The organism is Streptomyces verrucosisporus (genome assembly GCF_017114865.1).
GTDB classification, from domain to species: domain Bacteria; phylum Actinomycetota; class Actinomycetes; order Streptomycetales; family Streptomycetaceae; genus Streptomyces; species Streptomyces fenghuangensis.
This window is the reverse complement of the sequence record NZ_JADEYH010000035.1, coordinates 15991-40057: the sequence shown is the minus strand read 5'-3', so window position 1 is coordinate 40057 and position 24067 is coordinate 15991. Positions and strand designations below refer to the sequence as shown.

Genomic DNA, 24067 nt, shown 5'->3' with positions numbered 1-24067 from the left:
GCGCCCCTGAACACCTCCCGCCGGCTCGAACACCTGGCGTGGTACCGAGCGAGCACTCGTCCCCTGCGCACGTCCGAAGATGCCCCGCGCTCCCCCGCCACACCACGATGGGCCATCCGCTGCCGACAGGGCGATCCGTGACGGGAGGACGACCGTGGTATCCGTACTGGGAGCGCTGCGCAGAGCGGCGATGGCTCCGTCCCTGACGGAGGTGAGCATCGCCGGCCGCGGCTTCGCGGTGGAGGCGACCGAGAGCACCCGGCGGCTGGATGCCGTGCCTCAGGCGGTCGTCTGCGGCTTCGAGTGGGGTATCGGGGACCGCGACCTGGCCGACACCGAGCGCCGCCTGGCCATGGTCGAGCCCGAGATCAGGGGGTTCGCCTACGAGGGCGCCACGATGGCCTGCGTCATCCGCGACGCAATGGGCCCGCGCGGTCGCCGCACCCGGGATCTGATGGAGGGCGGCGGCAGACCGCACGTCTTCCTCAACTACATCGGGATCGGCTTCGCCATGGCCCGCCTGCCGCGACCGCTGTGGCGGAAGGCCGTGCCCCCGCTGACCGGGCCGGAGCACTATCCGGCGATGAGCTGGCTGGCCGTGGACGGGTACGGCTTCGACCGCGCCTACTTCGACACAAGCCGCTGGGTCGACGAGCAGCGGATGCCCCGGGCGTACCCGTGGGAGGGCGACTGCGGCTACTTCCGGCGCGCCGTCGACCAGGGCGTCGGCCGGGCCCTGTGGTTCATCCACGGCGGCCGCGTCGACCGCGTCTGCGCGGCCGTGCGCGCGTTCGCCGACCACCGCAGGGCAGACCTGTGGAGCGGCGTCGCGCTGGCCGCCACCTTCGCCGGCGGGAACACCCCCGAGGGCTTCGCCGCGCTGCGCGCCGAGGCCGGGGAGGATCGCCAGCACGCCGCCCAGGGGTCCGTGTTCGCGGCCAAGGCCCGTCACCACGCCGGTCACGTGCCCGACCACACCCGCGCCGCAACCCGGGCGTTCGCCGGGCTCGACGTCGAGGCAGCCGCCAAACTGGCCGACGATTGCGCGGTGCCCCGGACCGGGACGGGATGCCTTCCGGCGTACGAACTCTGGCGCCGCAACGTGCGCGAACGGCTGGCCTCCGCCGTGGTTTGAGCACATACGGAGTAGACGTCCGCCCGACCTCCCTGGATAGATTCGAAATCATCCATCTACTGGGGGATATTCCTCGAGAGGCGGTTTACTGCGTTGTCCACGATCTTCGGGGCGCTACGGCGCCGCATTCTCACACCTTCCATTTCCGAAACGACGCTGAAAAAGCGCGGTTTCCACTGGAAGAACCGCCAGGCCCAGGAACAGCTGGAGACGATCGGCCGGGTTTTCCTGGAAGGATACGGCCACACGGTCCAGGCCCGGTCGGCCGCCGAGGCCGAGGAGATGCTGGAATCCGTCCCCCGTGCCTACCGCGGGTTCGCCTACGAGGGCGCCGGCATGGGGGCGGTCGTGCACGACGCGCTGCCGGGCCACGGCGGGAGGCTGGAGGGCCTCCTCGCCGGCGAGGGCCGCCGCCACATCTACATGGTCTACGTCGGCATCGGCTGGGCGATGGCCCGCCTGCCGAGGTTCCTGTGGCCCGACGTGGAGCGCACCGACCCGCTGCTGCGGTGGCTGATCCTGGACGGCTACGGCTTCCACCAGGCTTACTTCCGCACCGATTCCTATGTCCGTACCCCGCACGTGCGACACCCCTTCCACTGGGCGGGCGGTCCGGACGACTACGCGGCCAAGGTGATCGACCAGGGCATCGGCCGGGCCCTGTGGTTCGTCGGCGGCACCGACGCCGACACCGTCACCGACCTGATCGCCTCCTACCCCGAGGACCGCCGCGGCGACCTGTACGCCGGCGCGGGGCTGGCCGCCACCTACGCCGGCGCCGCCGACGAGGAGGAACTGCGCCGGTTCGCCGAGCGGGCCGGGGAGCACCGCCTCCAGCTGGCCCAGGGCGCCGCCTTCGCCGCCGAGGCCCGCGACAGGGCGGGCACCACGGTCGCGCACACCCACCTGGCCACCCGCCTTCTGTGCGGTACGACGCCCGAGCGGGCGGCGCGGGTGTGCATCGACCGCATGCCCGCGCAAGGCGGCCGCGCAGATGTCCCCGCCTACGAGACGTGGCGCCGGGACATCGCCGCCGAAATCGCCTCCATATCGATCTCCCGGAAAGGCGCCGACCTGTGAGAAAAGTAACCGGATGGCTGCGCAAGAATGTAGCGGGAGTCGCCGCGCTCACCCTCATGGTGGGGACTTTCTACGTGGTGCGGATCCCCGAGACATCCGCGTCCGAAACCGCGAAACTCGCCGATAAGTTCTCCTTCGAATCAATGACGGTCGCCATGCCGGCCGGATTCGAGAAGAAGAAGATACGCGAGGTCAACAAGGCTTACGAGCACATCGACGCCTGGATATCCTCGGTCGGCGCCGGCATCGCCATGAACGACGTGGACGGCGACGGGCTGGCCAACGACCTGTGTGTCACCGACCCGCGCATCGACCAGGTCGTCGTGACGCCCTCGCCCAACCGCAAGGATGCCTACCCGCCCTTCGCCCTCGACCCGGCCCCGCTGCCGGTCGACGAGACGATGGCTCCGATGGGGTGCGTGCCCGGCGACTTCGACGAGGACGGCGCCACCGACCTGCTCGTGTACTACTGGGGCCGCACCCCCATCGTCTTCCTCGCCGAGGACGCGGGCAAGGACAAGGGCCTCGCGCCCGGCTCCTTCCGCCCCACCGAGCTCCTGCCCGGAAAGAAGGGCCCCCGGTACACCGGCCCGCTGTGGAACTCCAACGCCGCCGCCGTCGCCGACTTCGACGGCGACGGCCACAACGACATCTTCATCGGCAACTACTTCCCCGACAGCCCCGTGCTGGATCCGTCCAAGGACGGCGACGTCGTGATGAACGACTCGCTCTCCCACGCCCAGAACGGCGGCGGCGGCCACTTCTTCCGGTGGACCGAGCACGGCTACGAGAAGACCGACGGCTCCCTGCCGCAGGGTCTCAGCCACGGCTGGACGCTCGGCGCGTCCGCCGCCGACCTCGACGGCGACCGGCTGCCGGAGCTGTACCTGGCCCACGACTTCGGCACCTCCGCGCTGCTGCACAACACCTCCCGCCCCGGCCGCATCGAGTTCGCCCAGGTCAAATCCGTCCACTCGGGCACCGTGCCCAAGTCCAAGGAGATCGGGCGCAGTTCCTTCAAGGGCATGGGCGTCGACTTCGGCGACCTGGACAACGACGGCCTGTACGACATGTTCGTCAGCAACATCACCACCTCGTTCGGCATCCAGGAGTCCAACTTCGCCTTCATCGGCACGGCCGGGAGCAGAGCCGAGGTGCGAGCCCGTCTGGAGGACGGCCAGGCCCCCTACGAGGACCGGAGCACCGACCTCGGGCTCGCCTGGTCCGGCTGGGGCTGGGACGTGAAGACGGCCGACTACGACAACGACGGCGTACTGGAGATCACCCAGGCCCTCGGCTTCGTCAAGGGCAAGAACAACCGCTGGCCGCAGCTGCAGGAGCTGGCCACCGCCAACGACGCGCTGATCTCCAACCCCACCTGGTGGCCGAACGTCCGGGAGGGCGACGACCTCGCCGGAAGCCAGACCATGCGCCTGTTCGCCAAAGGCGAGGACGGCAGGTACACCGACCTGTCCCCCGCACTCGGCCTCGCCGTCCCCATCCCCAGCCGGGGCATCGCCACCGGCGACGTCGACGGCGACGGGCGCCTCGACCTCGCGGTCGCCCACCAGTGGGGCGAGCCGGGCTTCTACCACAACGTCGGCGAGGACACCGGAGCCCATCTCGGGCTCCGGCTCACCCACCCCTCCGGCTCACCCGCGGTCGGCGCGGAGGTCCGCGTCACCCTGCCCGACGGGACCGAGCGCATCGGCCGCGTCGACGGCGGCGGCGGCCACTCCGGCAAGCGCAGCTCCGAGGTGCACATCGGCCTCGGCCACGACGTCCGGGGCCCGGTCAGCGTCCGGCTGACCTGGCGCGACCGCACGGGCGACGTACACGAGCAGCGGCTGCGGCTGTCCCCCGGCCGCCACAGCATCCAGCTCGGAACACAGGCCAAGGAGAAGTAACCCCATGTCCGCACAGCAGAAGGCACCGGCAGCGCCGCGCCACAACCCGAAGGTCGTCACGGCCCTGCGCCGGTTCGCGATCTCCATCTCCGTGCTCAACATATTCGGCTACACCGTCCTCGGTTTCGAGCAGCCGTGGACCTGGCCGTTCATCGCCCTGGCCACCGCCTACACGGTGGAGATCGCCCTGGAGGCGGTCGGCGCCCGCTCCGAGGGCAGGGCACCCCGGTTCCGCGGCAAGGGCCCCCGCGGGCTGGTGGAGTTCCTCTACCCGGCCCACATCACCGCCCTGGCGGTGAACATGCTCACCTACGTCAACGACCAGGTCTGGGCGATGGTGTTCGGCGTCATCGTCGCCGTGGGCGCCAAGTGGGTGCTGCGCGCGCCGGTGCGCGGCCGGATGCGGCACTTCATGAACCCGTCGAACTTCGGCATCGCCGTCATCCTGCTGCTCTTCCCGTGGGCCAGCATCGCCCCGCCCTACCATTTCACCGAGTACCTCGACGGCGGCTTCGACTGGCTCGTCCCCGCCGTCATCATCGTCCTGGGCACGATGCTCAACGCCAAGCTCACCGAGCGCATGTGGCTGATCCTGGCGTGGGTGGGCGGCTACGTCCTGCAGGCGGTGGTCCGCGGCCTGCTGTTCGACACCTCCGTCCCCGCGGCCCTGGCGATGATGACCGGGGTGGCGTTCGTGCTCTTCACCAACTACATGATCACCGACCCGGGGACCACCCCGTCATCCAAATGGGGCCAGATCGCCTTCGGCGGCGGCGTCGCGGCCGCGTACGGCGTGCTCACCGCGCTCAGCGTCGCCTACGGCATCTTCTTCGCCACCGCCCTGGTCTGCCTGGTCCGCGGCGCCCACCTGTGGACGGTCGACGTCCTGGAGCGCAAGCGCCGGCAGACGGAGCCCCCCGCCGGTCAGGCCCCGGAGCGGCTCGCCGCCGGGGAGCTGACCCCCGAGCAGTTCGCCGCCACACAGTGCGCCGGCGGCTGCGCCGGCGAGTGCGCCTGCCCGGCCGAGCCCGCCGCGAAGAACGCGCCGGAGAAGGTCGGGGTGGCGGCATGACCAGGATCGCCATCGTCGGCATGGCCTGCCGTTATCCCGACGCCGCCGACCCCCGTCAGCTGTGGGACAACGCCGTCGCCGGACGCCGCGCCTTCCGCCGGCTGCCGGAGGTGCGCATGCGCCTGGAGGACTACTGGGACGCCGATCCCGCCGCCCCCGACCGTTTCTACGCGCGCAACGCGGCGGTCCTGGAGGGATACGAGTTCGACCGGGTCGCCCACCGGATAGCGGGCAGCACCTACCGCTCGACCGACCTGACCCACTGGCTCGCCCTGGACACCGCCGGACGGGCTCTGGCCGACGCCGGGTTCGCCGGCGGCCAGGGACTGCCGCGCGAGCGAACCGGCGTCGTGGTCGGCAACACCCTCACCGGCGAGTTCGCCCGCGCCAACGTAATGCGGCTGCGCTGGCCGTACGTGCGCCGCGTCATGGCCGGGGCGCTCAAGGACCAGGACTGGGACGACGGTCGGATCGCGGACTTCCTGGCGGATGTGGAAGCCGCCTACAAGGAGCCGTTCCCGGCCGTCGACGAGGACACCCTGGCCGGAGGTCTGGCCAACACCATCGCCGGCCGGGTCTGCAACCACTTCGACCTGGGCGGCGGCGGCTACACCGTGGACGGCGCCTGCTCCTCCTCGCTGCTGTCGGTCACCACGGCCGGCACCTCCCTGCTGAGCGGCGACATCGACGTCGCCGTCGCGGGCGGTGTGGATCTGTCGATCGACCCGTTCGAGATCATCGGTTTCGCCAAGACCGGGGCCCTGGCCAAGGGCGAGATGCGCCTGTACGACCGCGGCTCCAACGGCTTCTGGCCCGGTGAGGGCTGCGGCATGGTCGTCCTGATGCGCGAGGAGGACGCCCTGGCGGGCAATCACCGCGTCTACGCGACGATCGCGGGCTGGGGCGTCTCCTCCGACGGCCAGGGCGGCATCACCCGCCCGGAGGTGAGCGGCTACCGGCTCGCCCTGCGCAGGGCGTACGAGCGGGCCGGGTTCGGCATCGACACGGTGCCGCTGTTCGAGGGCCACGGCACCGGCACCGCGGTCGGCGACCGCACCGAGCTGTCCGCGCTGATGAGTGCCCGGACCGCGGTCAACCCCAAGGTCCCGGTCGCGGCCATCACCTCCATCAAGGGCATGATCGGCCACACCAAGGCGGCGGCCGGCATCGCCGGTCTGATCAAGTCGGCGATGGCCGTCGACAACCAGGTCCTGCCCCCGGCCATCGGCTGTGTCGAGCCGCACGAGCTGCTCACCGGCGAGCAGGCCAACCTGCGGGCCCTGCGCACGGCCGAGGCCTGGCCGCAGGGCACGCCCCGGCGTGCGGGCATCACCGCCATGGGCTTCGGCGGGATCAACACCCACGTCGTGCTGGACGAGCCCGCCACCCGCCGGCGTACGGCGCCCGACCGCCGCTCCGTCACACTGGCGCACTCCGCGCAGGACTGCGAGCTGCTGCTGCTGGAGGGCGACTCGCCCGCGGCCCTGGGCGCCCGGATCGGCGAGGTCGCCGATTTCGTGGCCCACGTCTCCTACGCCCAGGTCGCCGACCTGGCCGCCACCCTCCAGGGCGAACTGCGGGGCCTGCCGTACCGCGCCGCGGTCGTGGCCTCCTCCCCGGAGGACGCCGAGCGCCGGCTGCGGAACCTGGCCGAGGTTCTGGAGGCGGGCGAGTGCGCTCACTTCGCCCCGGACGGCCGCGGCTTCCTGGGACACGCCACCGGCCGCGGCCGGATCGGCTTCCTCTTCCCCGGGCAGGGCTCGGGCAGGAGCACCGGCGGCGGCGCGCTGCGCCGCCGCTTCCCGGAGGCGGCGGAGGTCTACGACGGAGCCGCCCTGCCCGCCACCGGCGACATGGTCGCCACCGACGTGGCCCAGCCGCGCATCGCCACCGGCTCGGCGGCCGGTCTGCGTGTCCTGGACGCCCTGCGGGTGGAGGCGACCGTCGCCCTGGGCCACAGCCTGGGCGAACTGTCCGCCCTGCACTGGGCCGGCGCGCTGGATGAGGAGACCCTGCTGGAGGCGGCCCGGGTCCGCGGCCGCGCGATGGCCGAGCACAGCGCCTCGGGCACCATGGCCTCGCTGGTGGCCGGCCCGCAGGAGGCCGAGCGGCTCGCCGAGGGGCTGCCCGTCGTCGTCGCCGGGTACAACGGCCCCGAGCAGACCGTCGTGGCCGGACCGGTCGAAGCGGTCGAGGAGGTGGCCGGCCGCGCCGCCGCGGCGGGGGTCGGCTGCACCCGGCTCGCGGTGTCCCACGCCTTCCACTCCCCGCTGGTGGCGCCGGCCGCGGGCTCCTTCGGCGACTGGCTCGCCGGCGCCCGCCTCGGCGAGGTCGGCGCCCGGGTGGTCTCCACCGTCACCGGCGAAGAGCTGGCGCGCGACACGGACCTGGTCGGCCTGCTGCGGCGGCAGATCACCGACCCCGTGCTGTTCACCCAGGCCGTCACCGCGGCCGCCCGGGAGGTCGACCTGTTCGTCGAGGTCGGTCCGGGGCGGGTGCTGAGCTCACTGGCGACGGCGGCCACCGGCGTCCCGTCCGTCGCGCTGGACACCGACGACGAGTCGCTGCGCGGACTGCTGGGGGCGGTCGGCGCCGCCTACGTCGTCGGCGCGCCCGTCGCCGGTGAGCGGCTCTTCCAGGACCGGCTGGTCCGGCCGCTGGAGGTGGGCCAGGAGTTCGGCTTCCTGGCCAGCCCCTGCGAGCAGGCGCCGCGGGTGGCCCTGCCCGCCGGCCGGGCCTCCCGAACCGGGCACAACGCCGGGACCGGTGAGCCGGCCGCTGCGGCCGCCGCCTCGCCCGGAGCAGTCGCCTCGCCCGCGAGGGCGGCCACGGCGGGCCCGGCCGCGGAGCCGGAGGGCGGGGGCGGCACCCCGGCGCTGGAGGTGCTGCGCGGCCTCGTCGCCGAGCGGGCCGAGCTGCCCGCCGACCTCGTCGCCGAGGACAGCAGGCTCCTGGACGACCTGCACATGAGCTCCATCACGGTGGGTCAGATCGTCAACCAGGCCGCCTCCCGCCTGGGCATCGAGGCGGCCCGGGTGCCGACCAACTTCGCCACCGCCACGCTCGCCGAGCTCGCCGAGGCCCTGGAGACACTGGCCGCCACCGGCGGCGAGGCCCCCGGCGGGACGGAGACACCGGTGATCATGGGCGCCTCCGCCTGGTCGCGCGCCTTCAGCGTCGACCTGGACGAGGTGCCCCTGCCCCCGGCGGCCGCGCCCGAGGGCGACGGCTCCTGGGAGTTGTTCGCGCCGACCGGCGACCGGGCGGCGCGGGAGCTGCGCGACGCGCTGCAGAACGCCGGGGTCGGCCCGGGGGTGCTGGTGTGTCTGCCGGCCGGCTGCGCCCCGGAGCTGGTCGAGCAGGCCCTCGCCGGGGCGAAGACCGCCCTGGCGGGGGAGAAGGGCCGGCGCTTCGTCCTGGTGCAGGACGGCCGGGGCGCGGCCGGGCTGGCCAAGACGCTCCACCAGGAGGCGCCCCACCTGCGCACGACCGTCGTCCACACACCGCTGGGCGGGGACACCGTGGACCGGGTGGTGGCCGAGGTGGCCGCGACCACCCGCTTCTGCGAGGCCCACTACGGCGCGGACGGGGTGCGCCGCGTGCCGACGCTGCGGGCCCTGCCCGTCAGGGCGGAGCGCGCCGACACTCCGCTCGGTCCCTCGGACGTGCTGCTGGTGACCGGCGGCGGCAAGGGCATCTCCGCCGAGTGCGCTCTGGCGGTCGCGCTGGACAGCGGTGCGCGGCTCGCCGTGCTCGGCCGCTCCGACCCCGCCTCGGACCGGGAGCTGGCCGGCAACCTGGAGCGGATGACCGGCAACGGCGTGACCGTGCGCTACGCCCGCGCCGACGTCACCGAACCGGACCAGGTCCGAGCCGCCGTCGCCGAACTGGAGCGGGAGCTGGGCCCGGTCACCGGCCTGCTGCACGGCGCCGGGCGCAACGAGCCGGGCCCCCTGCACGCTCTGGAGCCAGCCGATTTCCGCCGCACCTTCGCGCCCAAGGTGGACGGTCTGCGGGCCGTGCTGGACGCGGTCGGGCCCGGCAACCTGAAGCTGCTGGTGACCTTCGGCAGCATCATCGGCCGCGCCGGCCTGCGGGGCGAGGCCCACTACGCCACCGCCAACGAGTGGCTGGCCGACCTCACCGAGGAGGTCGCCCGCACCCATCCGCAAGTCCGCGCCCGCTGCGTGGAGTGGTCGGTGTGGTCCGGGGTCGGTATGGGCGAGAAGCTCTCGGTCGTCGAGTCGCTCTCCCGCGAGGGCATCACCCCGGTCTCCCCGGACCAGGGCGTGGAGATCCTGCTGCGGCTGGTCTCCGACCCGGACGCGCCCGTGGTGACGGTCGTCAGCGGCCGCACCGAGGGCATCGAGACGGTCCGGCGCGACCTGCCGCCCCTGCCGCTGCTGCGGTTCACCGGGAACCCGCTGATCCGCTACCACGGGGTGGAGCTGGTCACCGAGGTCGAGCTGAACGCGGGCACCGATCCCTATCTCGCGGACCATCTGCTGGACGGCAACCTGCTCATGCCGGCCGTCATGGGCATGGAGGCCATGGCGCAGGTCGGCGCCGCGACCACCGGATGGACCGGGACGCCGGTGATCGAGGACGCCCGCTTCCTGCGGCCCATCGTCGTCCCGCCCGATGGCAGCACCACCATCCGCGTCGCCGCGACCGTCACCGGCGCGGGCACCGTCGACGTCGCCGTCCACGCCCAGGACACCGGTTTCGCGGCGGAGCACTTCCGCGCCCGGCTGGTCTACTCCGGCGCCGCGGCGCCGGACGGCCCGCCCCTGCAGACCGCCGCGGACACACCGCAGGTCCCGCTGGATCCGGCGGCCGACCTGTACGGCGGCATCCTCTTCCAGGGGGAGCGCTTCCAGCGGCTGCGCCGCTTCCACCGTGCCGCGGCACGTCATGTGGACGCGGACGTGGCGGTACGGGAGCCGCAGGGCTGGTTCGCCGGCTTCCTCCCCGGCGAGCTGCTGCTGGCCGACCCCGGCATGCGCGACGCGCTGATGCACGGCAACCAGGTGTGCGTCCCCGACGCCACCCTGCTGCCCTCGGGGGTCGAGCGCATCCACCCGCTCGGCGCCGGCCCGAACATCCCGCGGGAGCTGCGCTACTGCGCGGTCGAGCGCAGCCGCGACGGCGACACCTACGTGTACGACATCGCGGTCCGCGACGCCAGCGGCGCCGTCGTGGAGCGCTGGGAGGGCCTGACCCTCCACGCGGTGCGCAAGACCGACGGCTCCGGGCCCTGGGTCGCCCCGCTGCTGGGCCCCTACCTGGAGCGGACGCTGGAGGAGGTGCTCGGCGCCCGTGTCGCGGTCGCGGTCGAGCCGCACGGTGACACACCGGTCGAGTCCGTGGCCGAGCGCCGCGCGTTCACCTCGGCAGCGACCTCCCGGACCCTGGGGGGGCCGGTGACCGTGCGCCACCGGCCCGACGGGCGCCCGGAGATCGGCGGAGAGCGGCACCTGTCGGCGGCGCACGGCCTGGGTATCACCCTCAGCACGGTGGCGGACGCAGAGGTCGCCTGCGACCTGGAGGCGGTCTGCATGCGTCCGGCGGACGAGTGGGAGGGCCTGCTCGGCGAGCACGCGGCCGTGGCGGAACTGGTCACCAAGGAGACCGGTGAGGCGCCCGACACCGCCGCCACGCGGGTGTGGAGCGCCGTCGAGTGCCTGCGGAAGGCCGGTGTCATGGCGGGCGCCCCGCTGACGATGATGCCCCGGCGCGAGGACGCCTGGGTGGTCTTCGCCGCGGGCGAACTGCGGATCGCGACCTTCGTCACCGCGCTGCGGGACGCTCTGGAACCCGTTGTCTTCGCATTCCTCACGCACGAACCGGAACTCACGGAAGGACGGTCATAGACCATGTCGGACGACTACTTCGAGTACCGGCACACGGTCGGATTCGAGGAGACCAACCTCGTCGGGAACGTGTACTACGTCAACTACCTTCGCTGGCAGGGCCGGTGCCGGGAGCTGTTCCTGCAGCAGAAGGCACCGGAGGTGCTGGCCGAGGTACAGGACGACCTGAAGCTGTTCACGCTGAAGGTGGACTGCGAGTTCTTCGCCGAGATCACCGCCTTCGACGAGCTGTCCATCCGCATGCGGCTGTCGGAACTGGCTCAGACGCAGCTGGAGTTCACCTTCGACTACGTCAAGGTGACCGGCGGCGCCGAGGCCCTCGTGGCACGGGGCCGGCAGCGGATCGCCTGCATGCGCGGTCCGAACACCAACACCGTGCCCTCGGTCGTCCCCGCCTCCCTGGCCCGCGCTCTCGAGCCGTACGCGGCGCGGAGCCGGACCCCGGTGGGGAGGGCGGCATGAGCACCTTGGCCGTTCCGTCACAGGACCGCACCCGGGCCGGGGACCCGGTGCGGCTGAGACGGACCTTCGGGGCGTTCGCCACCGGCGTGACCGTGGTCACGGTCGGTGGCGACGCCCCGCGGGGCATGACGGCCAACTCCTTCACCTCCGTCTCGCTCGACCCCCCGCTGATCCTGGTCTGTGTCGGCAAGGACGCGGTCATGCACCGCGGCCTCGCCCGGTCCGAGACCTTCTCGGTCTCGGTACTCGGCGCCGGCCAGGAGGGCGTGGCCCGGCACTTCGCCGACCGGTCGCGGCCGATGGGCGCCGGCCAGTTCGACGCGGTCGGCCGACTGGAGGGCCTGGTCTGCGACGCCCCCCTCATTCCGGGGGCCGCGGCGCACTTCGAGTGCGAGAAGTGGCGGGAGTACGACGGCGGCGACCACACCATCTACCTCGGGGAGGTGCTCCGCGCGGAGGATCTCCCCGGCCGGGGCGCGCTGCTGTTCCACCGCGGGCGCCTGCGGGACCTGGCACCGGAGCCGCCCGGGGCGGCGGTATGAGCGCCCACCCGCCCGGGCCGCCGCCGACGGCCCTGCCCGGGCTGCTGAGAAAGCTCGCGGTGGACCGGCTCGCGATGATGCGGGACGCGGCCGCGCTGGGCGACGCCGTACGGGTGGTGACGGGGCCCAGGAAGCTGTACGTCTTCAACCGCCCGGAGTACGCCAAGCACGTGCTGGCCGACAACGCGGCCAACTACCACAAGGGTATCGGCCTGGTGCAGGCCCGGCGCGTCCTGGGCGACGGACTGCTCACCAGTGAGGGCGAACTGTGGCGCGCCCAGCGCAGGACCGCGCAGCCCGCCTTCAGACCGGCCCGTATCAACGCCCAGGCCGGGGCCGTGGCGCAGGAGGCCGCCGGACTCGTCGCGTCGCTGAGGACCCGTGGGAAAGAAGGGCCGGTCGATGTCCTGGAGGAGGTCACCGGCCTCACTCTCGGGGTCCTCGGCCGCACCCTGCTCGGCACCGACCTGGACCCCTACGACTCCATCGCGCACGCCTTCGAGGCCGTGCAGAACCAGGCGATGTTCGACATGGTCACCCAGGACCTGGTGCCCTCGTGGCTGCCGCTGCCGGTCCAGCGGCGCTTCCGCCGGGCGCGCCGGGAGCTGGTCCGGATCGTCGACGCGCTGGTGGCCGACCGCTCCTCTCGCATTGGTGAGGGGGACGGCGCCGACGACGCGCTGGCACGGATGATCCTCGCCGCGCGCCGCCACGCCGACCCCCGCACGGGCCGCCGCCTGCTCCGGGAGGAGCTGGTCACACTGCTGCTGGCCGGCCACGAGACGACGGCGAGCACCCTGGGCTGGGTCCTCCAACTGCTGGCCGTGCACCCGCACGTGCGCGACCTGGTGCGCGAGGAGTCCAGGAGGGTCCTGGGCGGCCGCGTGCCCGAAGCGGACGACCTGCGTGAACTGACGTACACCACGCAGGTGGTGCAGGAGGCCATGCGGCTGTACCCACCGGTGTGGATACTGCCCCGGGTCGCCCGGCGCGGCGACGAGGTCGGCGGGTACACGGTGTCGGCGGGGGCCGACGTGCTCGTGTGCCCCTACACGCTCCACCGCCACCCGGAGTTCTGGGAGGATCCGGAGCGGTTCGACCCCGGACGGTTCGATCCGGCGCGGAGCGCCAGCCGGCCCCGGTACGCGTACATCCCCTTCGGAGCCGGTCCCCGGTTCTGCGTCGGCAGCGGCCTGGGAATGATGGAGGCCGTCTTCGTCACGGCTCTGGTCACCCGCGACCTGGACCTGTCCGTCGTGCCGGGGCACGCCGCGGTCGCGGAGCCCATGCTCTCCCTGCGGATGCGCGGCGGGCTGCCGATGACGGTCGGGGCGGCACCATGACGGGGCGCGGACGCGCGCGGAAGGCCGGCCGCGGGGATTCCCGCGGCCGGCCTTCGGTCTTTTACTCCCGGGTGGCGGGAGCGTCAGCCCGCCACGGTCTCCAGCGCGTTCGTCCGCATGTCGAGGAGGGCCATCAGCACCGGCGGGTCATGGGCGTCCAGCGGGCGCAGGGCGATATCGGCCGGCATCAGCAGCGTGTCGGTGCGCACGGTGACCGGACCGTACCGGCCGACGGAGACGACGTCCTTGTGGTCGGTGCCCGAGGGCAGGTGCTCGTGGCCGTACGGGACGGAGTGCACGAGGACATACCAGGAGCCGACGGGAACGCCCGTCAGTTCGAAGGGCCCCGGGCCGTCCAGAACGCTGCAGCGCACCGGCCGGCCCTGGGGAACCGGGGTGGGGAAGAGGCCGACGAAACAGTGCCCGGGAGAGCGGTCCTCGCGGAACCGCACCTGGCCGCGCAGGGTGGCGCGCGCGGGGTCGTGACCGGGGGCCGGCCTTCCCTCCACGAGTTCGGGAACGAACCCGCCCATCGTCCGGAACAGGCTCGGGGAGACACCCACACAGGACTTGAAACGCGAACTGAAGGTGCCGACGCTGCTGTATCCGACCTGGCTGCTGATGTCGGCCACACTGAAATCGGTTTCCAGCAGCAGACGCTTGGCCTCCTGCAGGCGCAGCGCGGAGAGGAATCGTCCGGGGGAGGTGCCCGTCACATCCCTGAAGACCCGGGTGAAGTGGAATTTGCTGAACATCGCCGTGCGCGCCATCTCGTCGATGGTCAGTTCCTGGCCGAGGTTGGCATGCATGTCATCGATAACCCGGCGGACGGCGTGCTCGATAGCAGCGGTTGGCACCATTTCCCCCTTTTGTCGAGTGAGGCGTCTTCTCAGTTCTTCGAAGGTGCATGCGGTTATGGTGCGGAGGATCTTCCGGTAAGCCGTCTGGACAGTTCGTCGGCGAATCTCTTCCAGCTCCCGGAGCACTGGAGTGCCAGTTCCGCGACGGTGGCGGAGCAGTGAGGCGGAACGGAGTCCGCGTGCTGCCGCCAGGAGTCATCCACAACGAAGTGCGTGTGGAGCCAGCGCAGCAGATGACGGCCGGACTCGGTGTGGCGGAGCGACGGATCGCGGGCGAGTTTGTGCAGCGTCTCCACCGAGAGGCGGGCCCGGCCGGCCAGGACCGGGAGGTCGCCGCCGGGCGCGGCGGCCTGCTCGCGCTGAGCGCGCACCGCGCGCTCAGCGGTGGTGGCCGTCCCGGGGGAGCCGGCCTCGCCGGCGGCCGGTTCCGGCGAGGCCGTACCGCGAGGCTGTCTGCGGCCGACGGGGACGGGGGACTCCCCCCGCAGCAGCCGCTGCCGCACGTCGTGCGCGGTGCCGAGGGAGAGCCCCGTCTCCTTGACGATGGCCCGAAGCGGCAGGTCCGGGTGGGTGGCCATCAGCCGCGCGGCGTGCATCCGCTCGGCCGTGCGGTCCAGGGGATAGGACCTTCCGTCGGAGCCGACACGGTTGTTCGACCGAGGAGAATCCCCGACTGAACGCCGGCGCGCGGTGGCCACGGTCTTGGCATCCAGGCCGACGCAGGCGGCGACGGCCCGGTCCGACAGGTCCGGGTGGGTGCCGAAGACTCGGAGGGCGGCCGCCTTGCGGTCCGCGACCGACAGCGGCAGCCCGTGGGAGACGTTGGCCGTGACTGCCCGCAGGAAGGCGTCCTCCTCGGCTCCGTCGAAATACCGGACCTCGACGAATTCAAGCCCCTTGAGGGACGCCGCTGCTATCCGGTGCATTCCGTCCACCACCCGCATCGTCGCGCGATGGACGAGGACGGGCGGCAGACTCGCGTATATTTCGGCAAGTCGGTGTACATGGGCGTCGTCGACGCCGTTCAGGCGCGGTGAGTCAGCCGGCAGCAGCTCCTCGATCCGCACTCTGTGCGTGGAGTCGTATGACAGGGCAAGGGTTCTGTCGGCGTTTTCCAACTTTCCCCCCGTGGTGAGAGCGAATTTCCCTTTCGGCATGTCGGAACGCTTCGCCGGTAAACCACGACCGCGAACAGCAAACGCGTTCCAAGAAAGCATAGCGGTCGACCTGTTTTTTTCGACGCGGCGGCGGAACGACGCCTCGACTCCGGCTAGTTGCTTCACGAAACTCGATGTTCTCCTGAACGGGCTCAGATAGTTGCTTGAAAGGACTAAGCAGCTCTAGCGTCTTTCTCACACCAGCCACCAGTTCCCACTCACCTGACGGAGGTCGAGTTGCAGCGAGATGGATCAAACGCGCCGACGGCAGACACGGTGGACGACGTGTCGCTCACCCTCGAGGCCTACGCGGACACGATCGTCCCGGGAGAGAAGCGGTGGCCCGGAGACCGGGCCGTGGTCGGCGCCGCCACGGGCGGTGGAGCGGTGGCGGCCGGCGCCCTGGAGCTGCTGCGCTGGGACGCCACCGGCATCAGCGACGGTCTGGACGACCTGGCGCAGCGTGTCAACGGGCACGCCGAGGCCTACGCCGAGGAGACCGGGCTGGAACTCGACCCGGAGGTGCCCGCCTTCGTGGCACTGGACTTCGACCACCGCACGGAGGTGGTCGCACGGCTGACCCGTCCCGGCCACCCGGAGAAGGAGTTCTGGGTGCTCCTGTCGCTCTTCTGCAACATGGCCTTCGACTCGGCCGCGCACCTGCACACAGCCGACGCGCTGCGGGACGGCCACCCGGGACTGGAGGCCATGGGCATCACCAGGCCCGACGCGGACGGCCTGTGGCGCTTCCGCAACTTCGGCTACGGCCGCGAACTCGCCCGAACGCACCCCACCACCACGCCCTCAGGGAGCCCAGCATGAGCGAGACGACCGAGCGCACCGACGTCCTGGTGATCGGCAGCGGGTTCGGCGGCGCGATCGCCGCCTACCACCTGGCCGCGGGCGGCGCCAAGGTGACCGTGCTGGAGCGCGGTCCCTGGCTGGAGAGCCAGGAGTTCGAGCACGACTACAAGCTCGGTTCCTCCTACACGCGCATCTTCGACTTCGTCGTCGGCGACGGGATGAGCGTGCTGGGCGGCAACTGCGTCGGCGGCGGCAGTGTCGTGTACTTCGCGGCCATGCCCCGGGCCCCACGTTTCGTCTTCGAGCGCAAGGGCAGCATCGGCCGCCGTATGTGGCCCAAGACCATCAGCCGCGACACCCTCGATCCGTGGTACGACCGGGTCGAGGAGTCCCTTTCGGTCAGCAGGCAGGGCTGGGAGGACGCCTCCTACGCGGGGGGGTTGTGGGCTGCCGCCTGCCACCGCGCCGGCCGCACCGCCAACCCGCTGGCCGCCGCGATCGACAACTCCAGGTGCGTCAACTGCAACTTCATGATGGCCGGGTGCCGTTTCGAGGCGAAGCAGTCCCTCACCTCGAACTACCTGCCGGCCGCCATCGCCCACGGAGCCGAGATCCGCCCCCTGCACGAGGTGCAGTACCTGGAGCGGACGGCCGAGGGCGGCTACCGGATCCACTACGACATCGTCCACGACGAGGACTACCGCCTGCGGAACGGATCCGGAGTGATCGAGGCGAAGATCGTGGTGATGGCCGCCGGCGCCGCCGCGACTCCCGTCATCCTCCAGCGCAGCGAGGCGCACCTGGGCAGGATGCCGCACGCGGTGGGACGCTATTTCTCCGGCAACGGCGAGCGCCTCAACACCGCGATCCTCAACGAGGACAAAGTCGCCGAGCTGCTGGGACTGTCCCGGGGCGAAGGGGAACCGCCCTACGGCGCCAACGCGATCGGCAGGGGTCCGACCGTGGCCAGCTGGGACAGGCTCGACGGCTCGCTGCCGGAGTACTCCCGCTACTCCCTGGAACAACTGTACTTCCCGCCGGGTCTGGGGACGATCCTCGCCCAGGCGCCGGGCGCCACCGGTCCCGCCTGGTTCGGCAGGGAGAAGAAGGAGATCCTGAAGAACTGGAAGTCCTGGCTCACCATCTTCTCCATGACCGAGGACGACAACGAGGGCGTCTTCGGTCCGCCGCCCGCGACCGGCAACGCGCACCGCATCTCCCAGCAGATGCTCGGCCGCGGCAGCCTGACGTACCGGCCGACGGACAACACCTGGCGCGGCTGGCGGCAGTCCGACGCCGACGTGAAGGAGATCCTGGAGAAGGACGGCCTGGCCAAGGTGATGCCGTGGACCAACGACCTGGTCGGCGCCTACACCGTGCACCCGCTGGCGTCCTGCCGCATGGGGGACGACCAGCACACCTCCGCCCTCGACGACACCAACGAACTGCGGGGCCACCCCGGCATCTTCGTCACCGACGGCTCCGCCGTTCCCGGCGCGCTCACCGTCAACCCCGCGATGACCATCGCGGCGGTCGCCGAGCGCGCTGTCCCCGGCATCGTGGCGGCCGCCCAGCGCAGGGGCATAGCCGTCTCCTACGGCGCCCCGACCCCCAACGGCCGGCGAAGCGGCCGCGAGAGCCCCCTGCCCCTGCTGCCCGTGCTCGCCCGTGCCTGATCTCTCACCGGCGCACTCGCACACGATCAGTAAGTTGCATCAAAGGACTAGGCGGCTCAGGTGAGTCGCCCGATGAAATCGACTACCGACTGAGGGAGACGACAGACCATGGACACCCTGAACGACGTGCTGAAGGCCCTGGCCACCGATATCGACGAGGTCGATGCGCTCCTGCGGGGTCTCGACGACACCGACTGGAACAAGCCCACCCCCGCGCCCGGCTGGAACATCGCCGACCAGGTCGCCCACCTGACGTTCATCTTCCGGCTGGCCAGGACGGCGGCCGCCGACCCGGACACCTTCAAGGGCATCGCGGCCCAGGCCGCGCAGAACTTCGACGGGGCCGTCAACGCCGCCCTCCAGCAGTTCAACGGCCTCCCGCCGGCCGAGCTGCTCGCCCGCTTCCGCGGCGAGGGCGACGCCTCCGTCGAGGCGCTGGCCGCCGTGCCGGAGGACGCGGTGGTGCCCTGGCTGGTCAACCCGCTGCCGCCGGCTGTCCTGGCCTCCGCCGGGATCATGGAGCTCTTCGGCCACGGCCAGGACATCGCCGACGCCCTCGGCGTGCGCCGCGAGCCCACCGAGCGACTCCGCCATCTGGCCCGGTTCGCCGTCCTGACCCGCGACTTCGGGTACCTGGCCCGCGGCCTGACCCCACCGCAGGAGCCCTTCCGCTTCGAACTCACCTCTCCCTCGGGCGAACCGCTCCTCTTCGGCCCGGAGGACGCCGGCCAGAGGATCACCGGCCCCGTCCACGACTTCTGCCTCCTGGTGACCCGCCGCCGCCACCGCGACGACCTCACCCTGACCGCCACCGGTGAAGAGGCCGACCGCTGGCTGGACATCGCCCAGGCCTACCGCGGCCCCGCCGGCGAGGGTCGTGCCCCCGGGCAGTTCGCGGACCGGTACCGCAACTGACCGGCCCTGCCAGGACGTGTCCGGGACCATCGCCCGCCCCCGTCCGCCGTAAGCCCCGCAGGAGAGGCCATGCCCAGCGCGCGCGTCCGCAGCGCCACGGTGATCGGCTGCGGCCCCGTCGGCACCTCCGTGGCCCTCGCCCTGGCCGGCGTCGGGGTCCGCACCCTCGTCGCGGACCCCGACGCCGGGGCGGTGCGGCGGGCCGTCCGCGCAGGTGCCGGAACCCCGCTCACACGAGACGCCCCGCCCACCGACGTCGTCGTCGTCGCCACCTTGCCGTCCGCGGCAGCCGAGGTGCTGTACACGGCTCAGCTCCTCGGCCTGGGCGGCGCCTACACCGACGTGGCCGACGGCCCCGGAGCCGGGATGCCGGTCCGTGAGGAGGCACTGCTGCGCGGGTGCGACCTGAACGGGTACGTCCCCGGCCGCCTCCTGGCCGGCGGCCCGGGGGGACGGGCGGAGGACGCCGCGGGACCCGGCGCGCTCGCCGGCCGGCCCTGGATCCTGGCCCCCTGGCCCACTGTCCCGTCCGAGGCCGTGGACACCGTGCGCGCACTCGTCACGCTCTGCGGGGCGGTCCCCCTGGAGCCCGCGGCCCGGCCCGGAGGGACCACCGCCCTCCCGGCGAGCCCGCAATCCAGGAGATGCCCTGTCCAAGACCGGGTGTGAAGCTGCCACCACATGCCCGGTGGGGCTCGACCGCAGAGGGAGGACCGCACATGAGCGCGGATGCGACGACGGTGACGGAGAAGCTGGAGAGGATCTGGACGGAGACCCTCGGGGTGCTCCCCGGCGACCTGAAGGACACCACGTTCTTCGAGGCGGGCGGCGAGTCCATATCCGCCACCCGCATGGTGTCGCGCATCGAGGACGAGCTCGGCGTGCAGATCGAGGTCGGCGACATCTTCGAGGAGGACCCGGACCTGGAAGCCCTCAACCGCATCGTCACGGCCGGTGGCCCCCGCAACGGCTGAGACGCGGCCACCGGTACGAATCCGACGGCGGAGCGGAGAAAGGTGAAGTGCGATGAAGGGGTTGCAGCGGTTCGGGCCCGGGGCGGGCCTCGACGAGGTCGTGGGCGTCCTCGAGCGGGACGGGGCGGTGGTCGTCGAGAACCTCGCCGACGCCGGCACCCTCAAAGGGCTGTGGGAGGATCTGGGTCCCCACCTGGACTCCTGCGACTACAGCGGTGACTGGTACAACGGCACGCGTACCCGGCGGGTCTCCTCGGTCTTCGCCCGCACCGACAGGCTCACCCCGGTGGTGACGCACCCCCTGTACCTCGGCGCCGCGCGCCGGATCATGCAGAAACCGGTCCACGTCTGGATCGGCCGGTCCCGTACCGAACTGGTGCCTACCGTCCAGATCAGCGGTACCCAGGTCATCCAGATCCACAAGGGGCAGGGCAGGCAGCCTCTGCACCGGGACGACGCGCTGCACCTGCGCCGCCACCCCGGCCCGACCAGCCGGGTGCAGCTGATGCTGGCCATGAGCGACTTCACCGCGGACAACGGCGGCACCATGGTCATCCCGGGCAGCCACCACTGGGACGACGAGCGGGCCCCGCGTGCCGAGGAGGCCGTCCCCACCGAGATGGAGGCCGGTTCGGCCCTCATCTGGCTCGGCGGGGTCTACCACGGCGGCGGCGGCAACACCACCGACACCCCGCGCACGGGGCTGACCATCGCCCTGGACCTGGGCAACCTCCGCCAGGAGGAGAACCAGTACCTCGCGGTGCCCAGGAGGGCCGTACTCGCCTATCCAGAGGAGGTGCGGCGGCTGCTCGGCTACGACCGCTGCCCGCCGGGCCTGGGCTGGTACGAGATGGAGGACCCCTACACCGTCCTGGAGGGCGCCGGCCCGGCACCCGGCCGGGCCGCTCCCGGCAGCCACCGGTAGAGCCCCGCCGCGGCCCGGCGCCCGGCCGGGCCGTTCCCGCGCGCCGGCGGACGCCCGCGCCCCGCCGAGCGATCCCAGCCACACCACCCCAGGAGAGAACCCATGCCGCAGCGCTGCCCCGTCGCCCACACACTCGACACCACCGGGCGGGACATCCACGCCGAAGCCACCGCCCTGCGGGCCCGCGGGGCCGCCGTCCGGGTGGAGCTCCCCGGAGGGGTCCTCGCGTGGTCGATCAACGACTACGCCACCGTGCGCAAGGTGCTGAGCGACCCCAGAGTCACCAAGAGCGCCCGCAACCACTGGCCGGACTTCATCGAGGGGCGGATACGCCCCGACTGGGAGATGATCAGCTGGGTCGCCATGGACAACATGGTCACCGCGTACGGCAAGGACCACGTCCGGCTGCGCCGGATCGTCGGCAAGGCGTTCACCCCGCGCCGCACCGAGACCTACCGGCCGCTCGTCCAGCGGCTCACCGAGGGCCTGCTGGCCTCCCTGGAGACCGCGGAGCCGGGCGAGGTGGTGGACCTCAGGGAACGCTTCGCCTACCCCCTGCCCGCCATGCTCGTCGCCGAGCTGATCGGCATGTCCGAACAGGCACGCGTGGCGACGGCCGAGGTCATCGACATGATGGTGGACACCACCGTCACCCCCGAGCAGGCCCAGGCCGTGCTGCTCAACTGGCGCGGGGCCATGGAGCAGCTGGTGGCCGAGAAGCGGGCGCACCCGGGCGAGGACATCACCAGCGACCTGATCGCCGCACGCGACGAGGACGGCTCACGGCTGTCCGAGGCGGAGCTGTGCGACACCATCTTCGCGATCCTCGGCGCCGGGTCCGAGACGACCATCAACTTCTTCGACAACGCCATCACCGCGCTGCTCACCCACCCCGGGCAGCTGGAGCTGGTCCGTTCCGGGCGGGCCTCGTGGGACGACGTGATCGACGAGACGCTCCGCGTGGAGTCGCCCCTCGCCCACCTTCCGCTGCGTTACGCGGTCGAGGACATCGAACTGGAGGGGGTGACGATCCCCAGGGGCGACCCGATCCTGGTCAACTACAGCGCCGTCGGGCGCGACCCGCGGCTGCACGGGGAGACCGCCGACCGCTTCGACCTCACCCGGCGGGACAAGGAGCACCTGTCCTTCGGCCACGGCCCCCACTACTGCATGGGCGCCGGCATCGCCCGCCTGGTGGCGACGGTGGGCCTGTCCTCCCTGTTCGAGCGCTTTCCGGACCTCTCCCTCGCAGTACCGGCGCAGGAGCTCCAGCCGCTGCCGACCTTCATCATGAACGGCCACCGCGCCCTGCCGGTGCGTCTGGCCGCCGGTGTGCCGGCCGCGGTCGGCTGACCGCCGACATGCGGCGAAGCGGCGCCCCCGGTCCCGATGACGGGACCGGGGGCGCCGCTTCGCCGCACCGGGGAAGGATCAGGCGCTGTCGCGCGGGCTGTTCTGGTAGGCGGCGAGGTACCAGCGGCCGTCCTCCTGCTTGGCGGCCACCCAGGTGGCGCGCACCGCACGCACGTCGGAGACGGTGGTCTCACCCGGCCCCAGGATCCCGCCCTGGGTGACGACGATGGCCGCGTCGGGGCGGAAGAACTTGAGCGTCAGAGGTGTGCCGACGACCCGGGTGCCCTTGTACGGCCCCTGGAACGCCGCGGTCATGAAGGCCTCGATCTGCTCGCGTCCGTCCCGGTAGACGCCGGGGAGGACCATCGTGCCCTCCTGCGTGAAGACCTGCGCGAAGGCGGTCGCGTCGTGCGCCGCCCAGGCGGCGACGATACGGCCCGGGAGGGCGGCGACGGCCTCCTTGTCGGCCTCGGAGACGGCTGCGTCGGCCGGGGCCGGCGATTCGACGATCATGTCGTTCCTTCCTGTTGGGTGTCATCCGGTCTCACGGGCTCTCCCGGCCGGGTCAGACGTAGAGCGTGTTGGGCGCCAGGCCGCACAGGACGCGCCCGTACAGCTCGGCGTTGGTGTTCGGGTGCATCAACGCGTGCAGGTTGACGGCCTGGACGTCCCGGGCGATGCGCTGGATCGCCACATCGCTGTAGACCGAGGAACCTCCGCTGGCCGAGGCGAGGATGTCCACGGCCTCCTTCGCCAGGCGGCAGACCATGCCCATGTCGGCACGCGCGCGCACCCGCTCGTCGACGGTCCACTCCCCGGCCTGCTCGTTCCTGGCGTCCAGGAGCCCGGCCAGGCGGTGGGCGTGGAACTCCGCCTGATCGATCTTCATGGCCGCCTCGGCGACCTGGTGGTGGGTCAAAGGCGCCTCGGCCTGGCTCCCGTAGTCCGTATACGTGATCTTGCGCTGGGGCAGTCGCTCCAGGAACGCCTCGAAGGCGGCGCGCGCCATGCCGAGCACCGCGCCGACCGAGGAGGCGGAGGCGACCGGCAGCAGCGGAGCGCGGTACATGGCCGACCCGGCGTTCGCGCCCGACACCCCGCCCTGTCCCTGCACGACGACGCCGAGCGGCAGGACACGGTCGGCGGGGACGAAGACGTTCTCGGCGACGGTGGTGACGCTGCCCGTGCCCTTGAGGCCCGAGGTGTGCCAGTCGTCCACGACCGTGAGGTCCGAGAGCGGGACCAGGGCCATGACCGGCATGGGCTCACTGTCCGGCGCGGTCCGGACGGCGACGACGACCTGCCAGTGGGCGTGCGGCGCGCCACTGATGAAGCCCCACTTTCCGTTGACCACGATGCCGCCGTCGGCGGGGGCGGCCATCGCGCTCGGGCTCAGGGTGCCGCAGACACGGACGTCGGGGGTGGAGAACACCTCGTCCTGGACGTGGTCCGGGAAGAGCCCGGCCATCCAGGTGGGGATCCAGTACACCGAGGCGGTCCAGCCCGCGGAACCATCGGCGCGACCCAGTTCGGCGGCGACGTCGACCAGGGTGCGGGCGTCGCTCTCGTAACCTCCGAAACGGGCCGGCGCCCGCATACGGAAGATCCCGGCATCGGCCAGGGCCTCGATCGAGTCGTCGTGAATTCGCCGGTTCTCCTCCGACCATGCCGCGTTCCTCCGCAGAACCGGCACCAGTTCGGACGCTCGACGAACAAGTTGTTCCCTGGTGGGAACATCGGTCGTCAGCACCATATCCTCCTGGAAAAGACGTCCCGTTCCGGAGGCCGGGAAACGGCCGTCCGTAGTATTCACGGAGAACGTTGGCATTCTGAGGTTGCGCACGCATCTCCTGGATTGCGCAACGATCCGGCAGACCATTTCCCCGATTCCGACGCCGCACCCTGGGAGAAGCCGCTTCCCGGGCCCGCCTGCGACCATGGTGACCTGCAGTACGTCGCCGAGCTTTCCTCGTGGAAGAGGGAAAGGGA

Annotated in this window: 19 protein-coding genes; 15 read left to right on the top strand and 4 right to left on the bottom strand. The window is 71.9% G+C overall.

Annotated features, from left to right (window positions below):
* Positions 1-154: 154 nt before the first annotated feature.
* The 8 genes from IQ279_RS24915 (at position 155) to IQ279_RS24880 (ending at position 13414) form a co-directional block, all read left to right on the top strand.
* Complete coding sequence (locus IQ279_RS24915; RefSeq protein ID WP_307792526.1) at positions 155-1135, top strand: DUF1702 family protein; 981 nt, start codon at positions 155-157, stop codon at positions 1133-1135.
* Positions 1136-1228: 93 nt separating this feature from the next.
* On the top strand, positions 1229-2215 hold the full coding sequence (locus tag IQ279_RS24910; RefSeq protein WP_206351565.1) for a DUF1702 family protein: 987 nt from the start codon (positions 1229-1231) through the stop codon (positions 2213-2215).
* Between the two features lie 56 nt (positions 2216-2271).
* The gene (locus IQ279_RS24905) at positions 2272-4122 is read left to right on the top strand and encodes a CRTAC1 family protein (RefSeq protein ID WP_206351574.1); all 1851 of its coding nucleotides are present in this window, start codon (positions 2272-2274) and stop codon (positions 4120-4122) included.
* A gap of 4 nt (positions 4123-4126) precedes the next feature.
* On the top strand, positions 4127-5194 hold the full coding sequence (locus IQ279_RS24900; protein ID WP_206351564.1) for an enediyne biosynthesis protein: 1068 nt from the start codon (positions 4127-4129) through the stop codon (positions 5192-5194).
* Complete coding sequence (locus IQ279_RS24895; protein ID WP_206351563.1) at positions 5191-11067, top strand: type I polyketide synthase; 5877 nt, start codon at positions 5191-5193, stop codon at positions 11065-11067. Before IQ279_RS24900 ends, IQ279_RS24895 begins: the two co-directional genes overlap by 4 nt.
* Before the next feature lie 3 nt (positions 11068-11070).
* On the top strand, positions 11071-11529 hold the full coding sequence (locus IQ279_RS24890) for an acyl-CoA thioesterase (RefSeq protein ID WP_206351562.1): 459 nt from the start codon (positions 11071-11073) through the stop codon (positions 11527-11529).
* Positions 11526-12071 carry a flavin reductase family protein gene (locus IQ279_RS24885; RefSeq protein ID WP_206351561.1) on the top strand — a complete coding sequence of 182 codons (546 nt, stop codon included), beginning with the start codon at positions 11526-11528 and terminating at the stop codon, positions 12069-12071. The genes IQ279_RS24890 and IQ279_RS24885 overlap by 4 nt, the downstream gene beginning before the upstream one ends.
* Positions 12068-13414 carry a cytochrome P450 gene (locus tag IQ279_RS24880; RefSeq protein WP_206351560.1) on the top strand — a complete coding sequence of 449 codons (1347 nt, stop codon included), beginning with the start codon at positions 12068-12070 and terminating at the stop codon, positions 13412-13414. Before IQ279_RS24885 ends, IQ279_RS24880 begins: the two co-directional genes overlap by 4 nt.
* Positions 13415-13497: 83 nt before the next feature.
* Here the strand turns inward: IQ279_RS24880 and IQ279_RS24875 are convergent, their stop codons facing one another.
* Positions 13498-14271 carry a helix-turn-helix domain-containing protein gene (locus IQ279_RS24875; RefSeq protein ID WP_206351559.1) on the bottom strand — a complete coding sequence of 258 codons (774 nt, stop codon included), beginning with the start codon at positions 14269-14271 and terminating at the stop codon, positions 13498-13500.
* Between the two features lie 56 nt (positions 14272-14327).
* Positions 14328-15341 (bottom strand): ParB/RepB/Spo0J family partition protein, encoded by a 1014-nt coding sequence (locus IQ279_RS24870; RefSeq protein ID WP_307792525.1) that lies wholly within the window; start codon positions 15339-15341, stop codon positions 14328-14330.
* A gap of 366 nt (positions 15342-15707) precedes the next feature.
* Here IQ279_RS24870 and IQ279_RS24865 point away from each other — a divergent pair, with 366 nt between their 5' ends.
* The 7 genes from IQ279_RS24865 (at position 15708) to IQ279_RS24835 (ending at position 22078) form a co-directional block, all read left to right on the top strand.
* Entirely contained in the window at positions 15708-16253 is a 546-nt protein-coding gene (locus IQ279_RS24865; protein ID WP_206351557.1) for a DUF5987 family protein, read from the top strand.
* Positions 16250-17911, top strand: a complete 1662-nt coding sequence (locus tag IQ279_RS24860; protein WP_206351556.1) for an FAD-dependent oxidoreductase — start codon at positions 16250-16252, stop codon at positions 17909-17911. The genes IQ279_RS24865 and IQ279_RS24860 overlap by 4 nt, the downstream gene beginning before the upstream one ends.
* 108 nt (positions 17912-18019) lie before the next feature.
* Positions 18020-18826, top strand: a complete 807-nt coding sequence (locus tag IQ279_RS24855; RefSeq protein WP_206351555.1) for a TIGR03084 family metal-binding protein — start codon at positions 18020-18022, stop codon at positions 18824-18826.
* A 69-nt stretch (positions 18827-18895) separates the two neighbouring features.
* Positions 18896-19495, top strand: a complete 600-nt coding sequence (locus tag IQ279_RS24850; protein WP_206351554.1) for a prephenate dehydrogenase/arogenate dehydrogenase family protein — start codon at positions 18896-18898, stop codon at positions 19493-19495.
* A 50-nt stretch (positions 19496-19545) separates the two neighbouring features.
* Entirely contained in the window at positions 19546-19800 is a 255-nt protein-coding gene (locus tag IQ279_RS24845) for an acyl carrier protein (RefSeq protein ID WP_206351553.1), read from the top strand.
* Between the two features lie 52 nt (positions 19801-19852).
* Positions 19853-20725, top strand: a complete 873-nt coding sequence (locus IQ279_RS24840; RefSeq protein WP_206351552.1) for a phytanoyl-CoA dioxygenase family protein — start codon at positions 19853-19855, stop codon at positions 20723-20725.
* Positions 20726-20827: 102 nt separating this feature from the next.
* Positions 20828-22078 carry a cytochrome P450 family protein gene (locus IQ279_RS24835; RefSeq protein ID WP_206351551.1) on the top strand — a complete coding sequence of 417 codons (1251 nt, stop codon included), beginning with the start codon at positions 20828-20830 and terminating at the stop codon, positions 22076-22078.
* A 78-nt stretch (positions 22079-22156) separates the two neighbouring features.
* Here IQ279_RS24835 and IQ279_RS24830 read toward each other — a convergent pair whose 3' ends face one another.
* Together IQ279_RS24830 and IQ279_RS24825 are read right to left on the bottom strand one after the other, a co-directional pair.
* Positions 22157-22591, bottom strand: a complete 435-nt coding sequence (locus IQ279_RS24830) for an SgcJ/EcaC family oxidoreductase (protein WP_206351550.1) — start codon at positions 22589-22591, stop codon at positions 22157-22159.
* A 52-nt stretch (positions 22592-22643) separates the two neighbouring features.
* Positions 22644-23828 (bottom strand): acyl-CoA dehydrogenase family protein, encoded by a 1185-nt coding sequence (locus IQ279_RS24825; protein ID WP_307792528.1) that lies wholly within the window; start codon positions 23826-23828, stop codon positions 22644-22646.
* Positions 23829-24067: the final 239 nt, after the last annotated feature.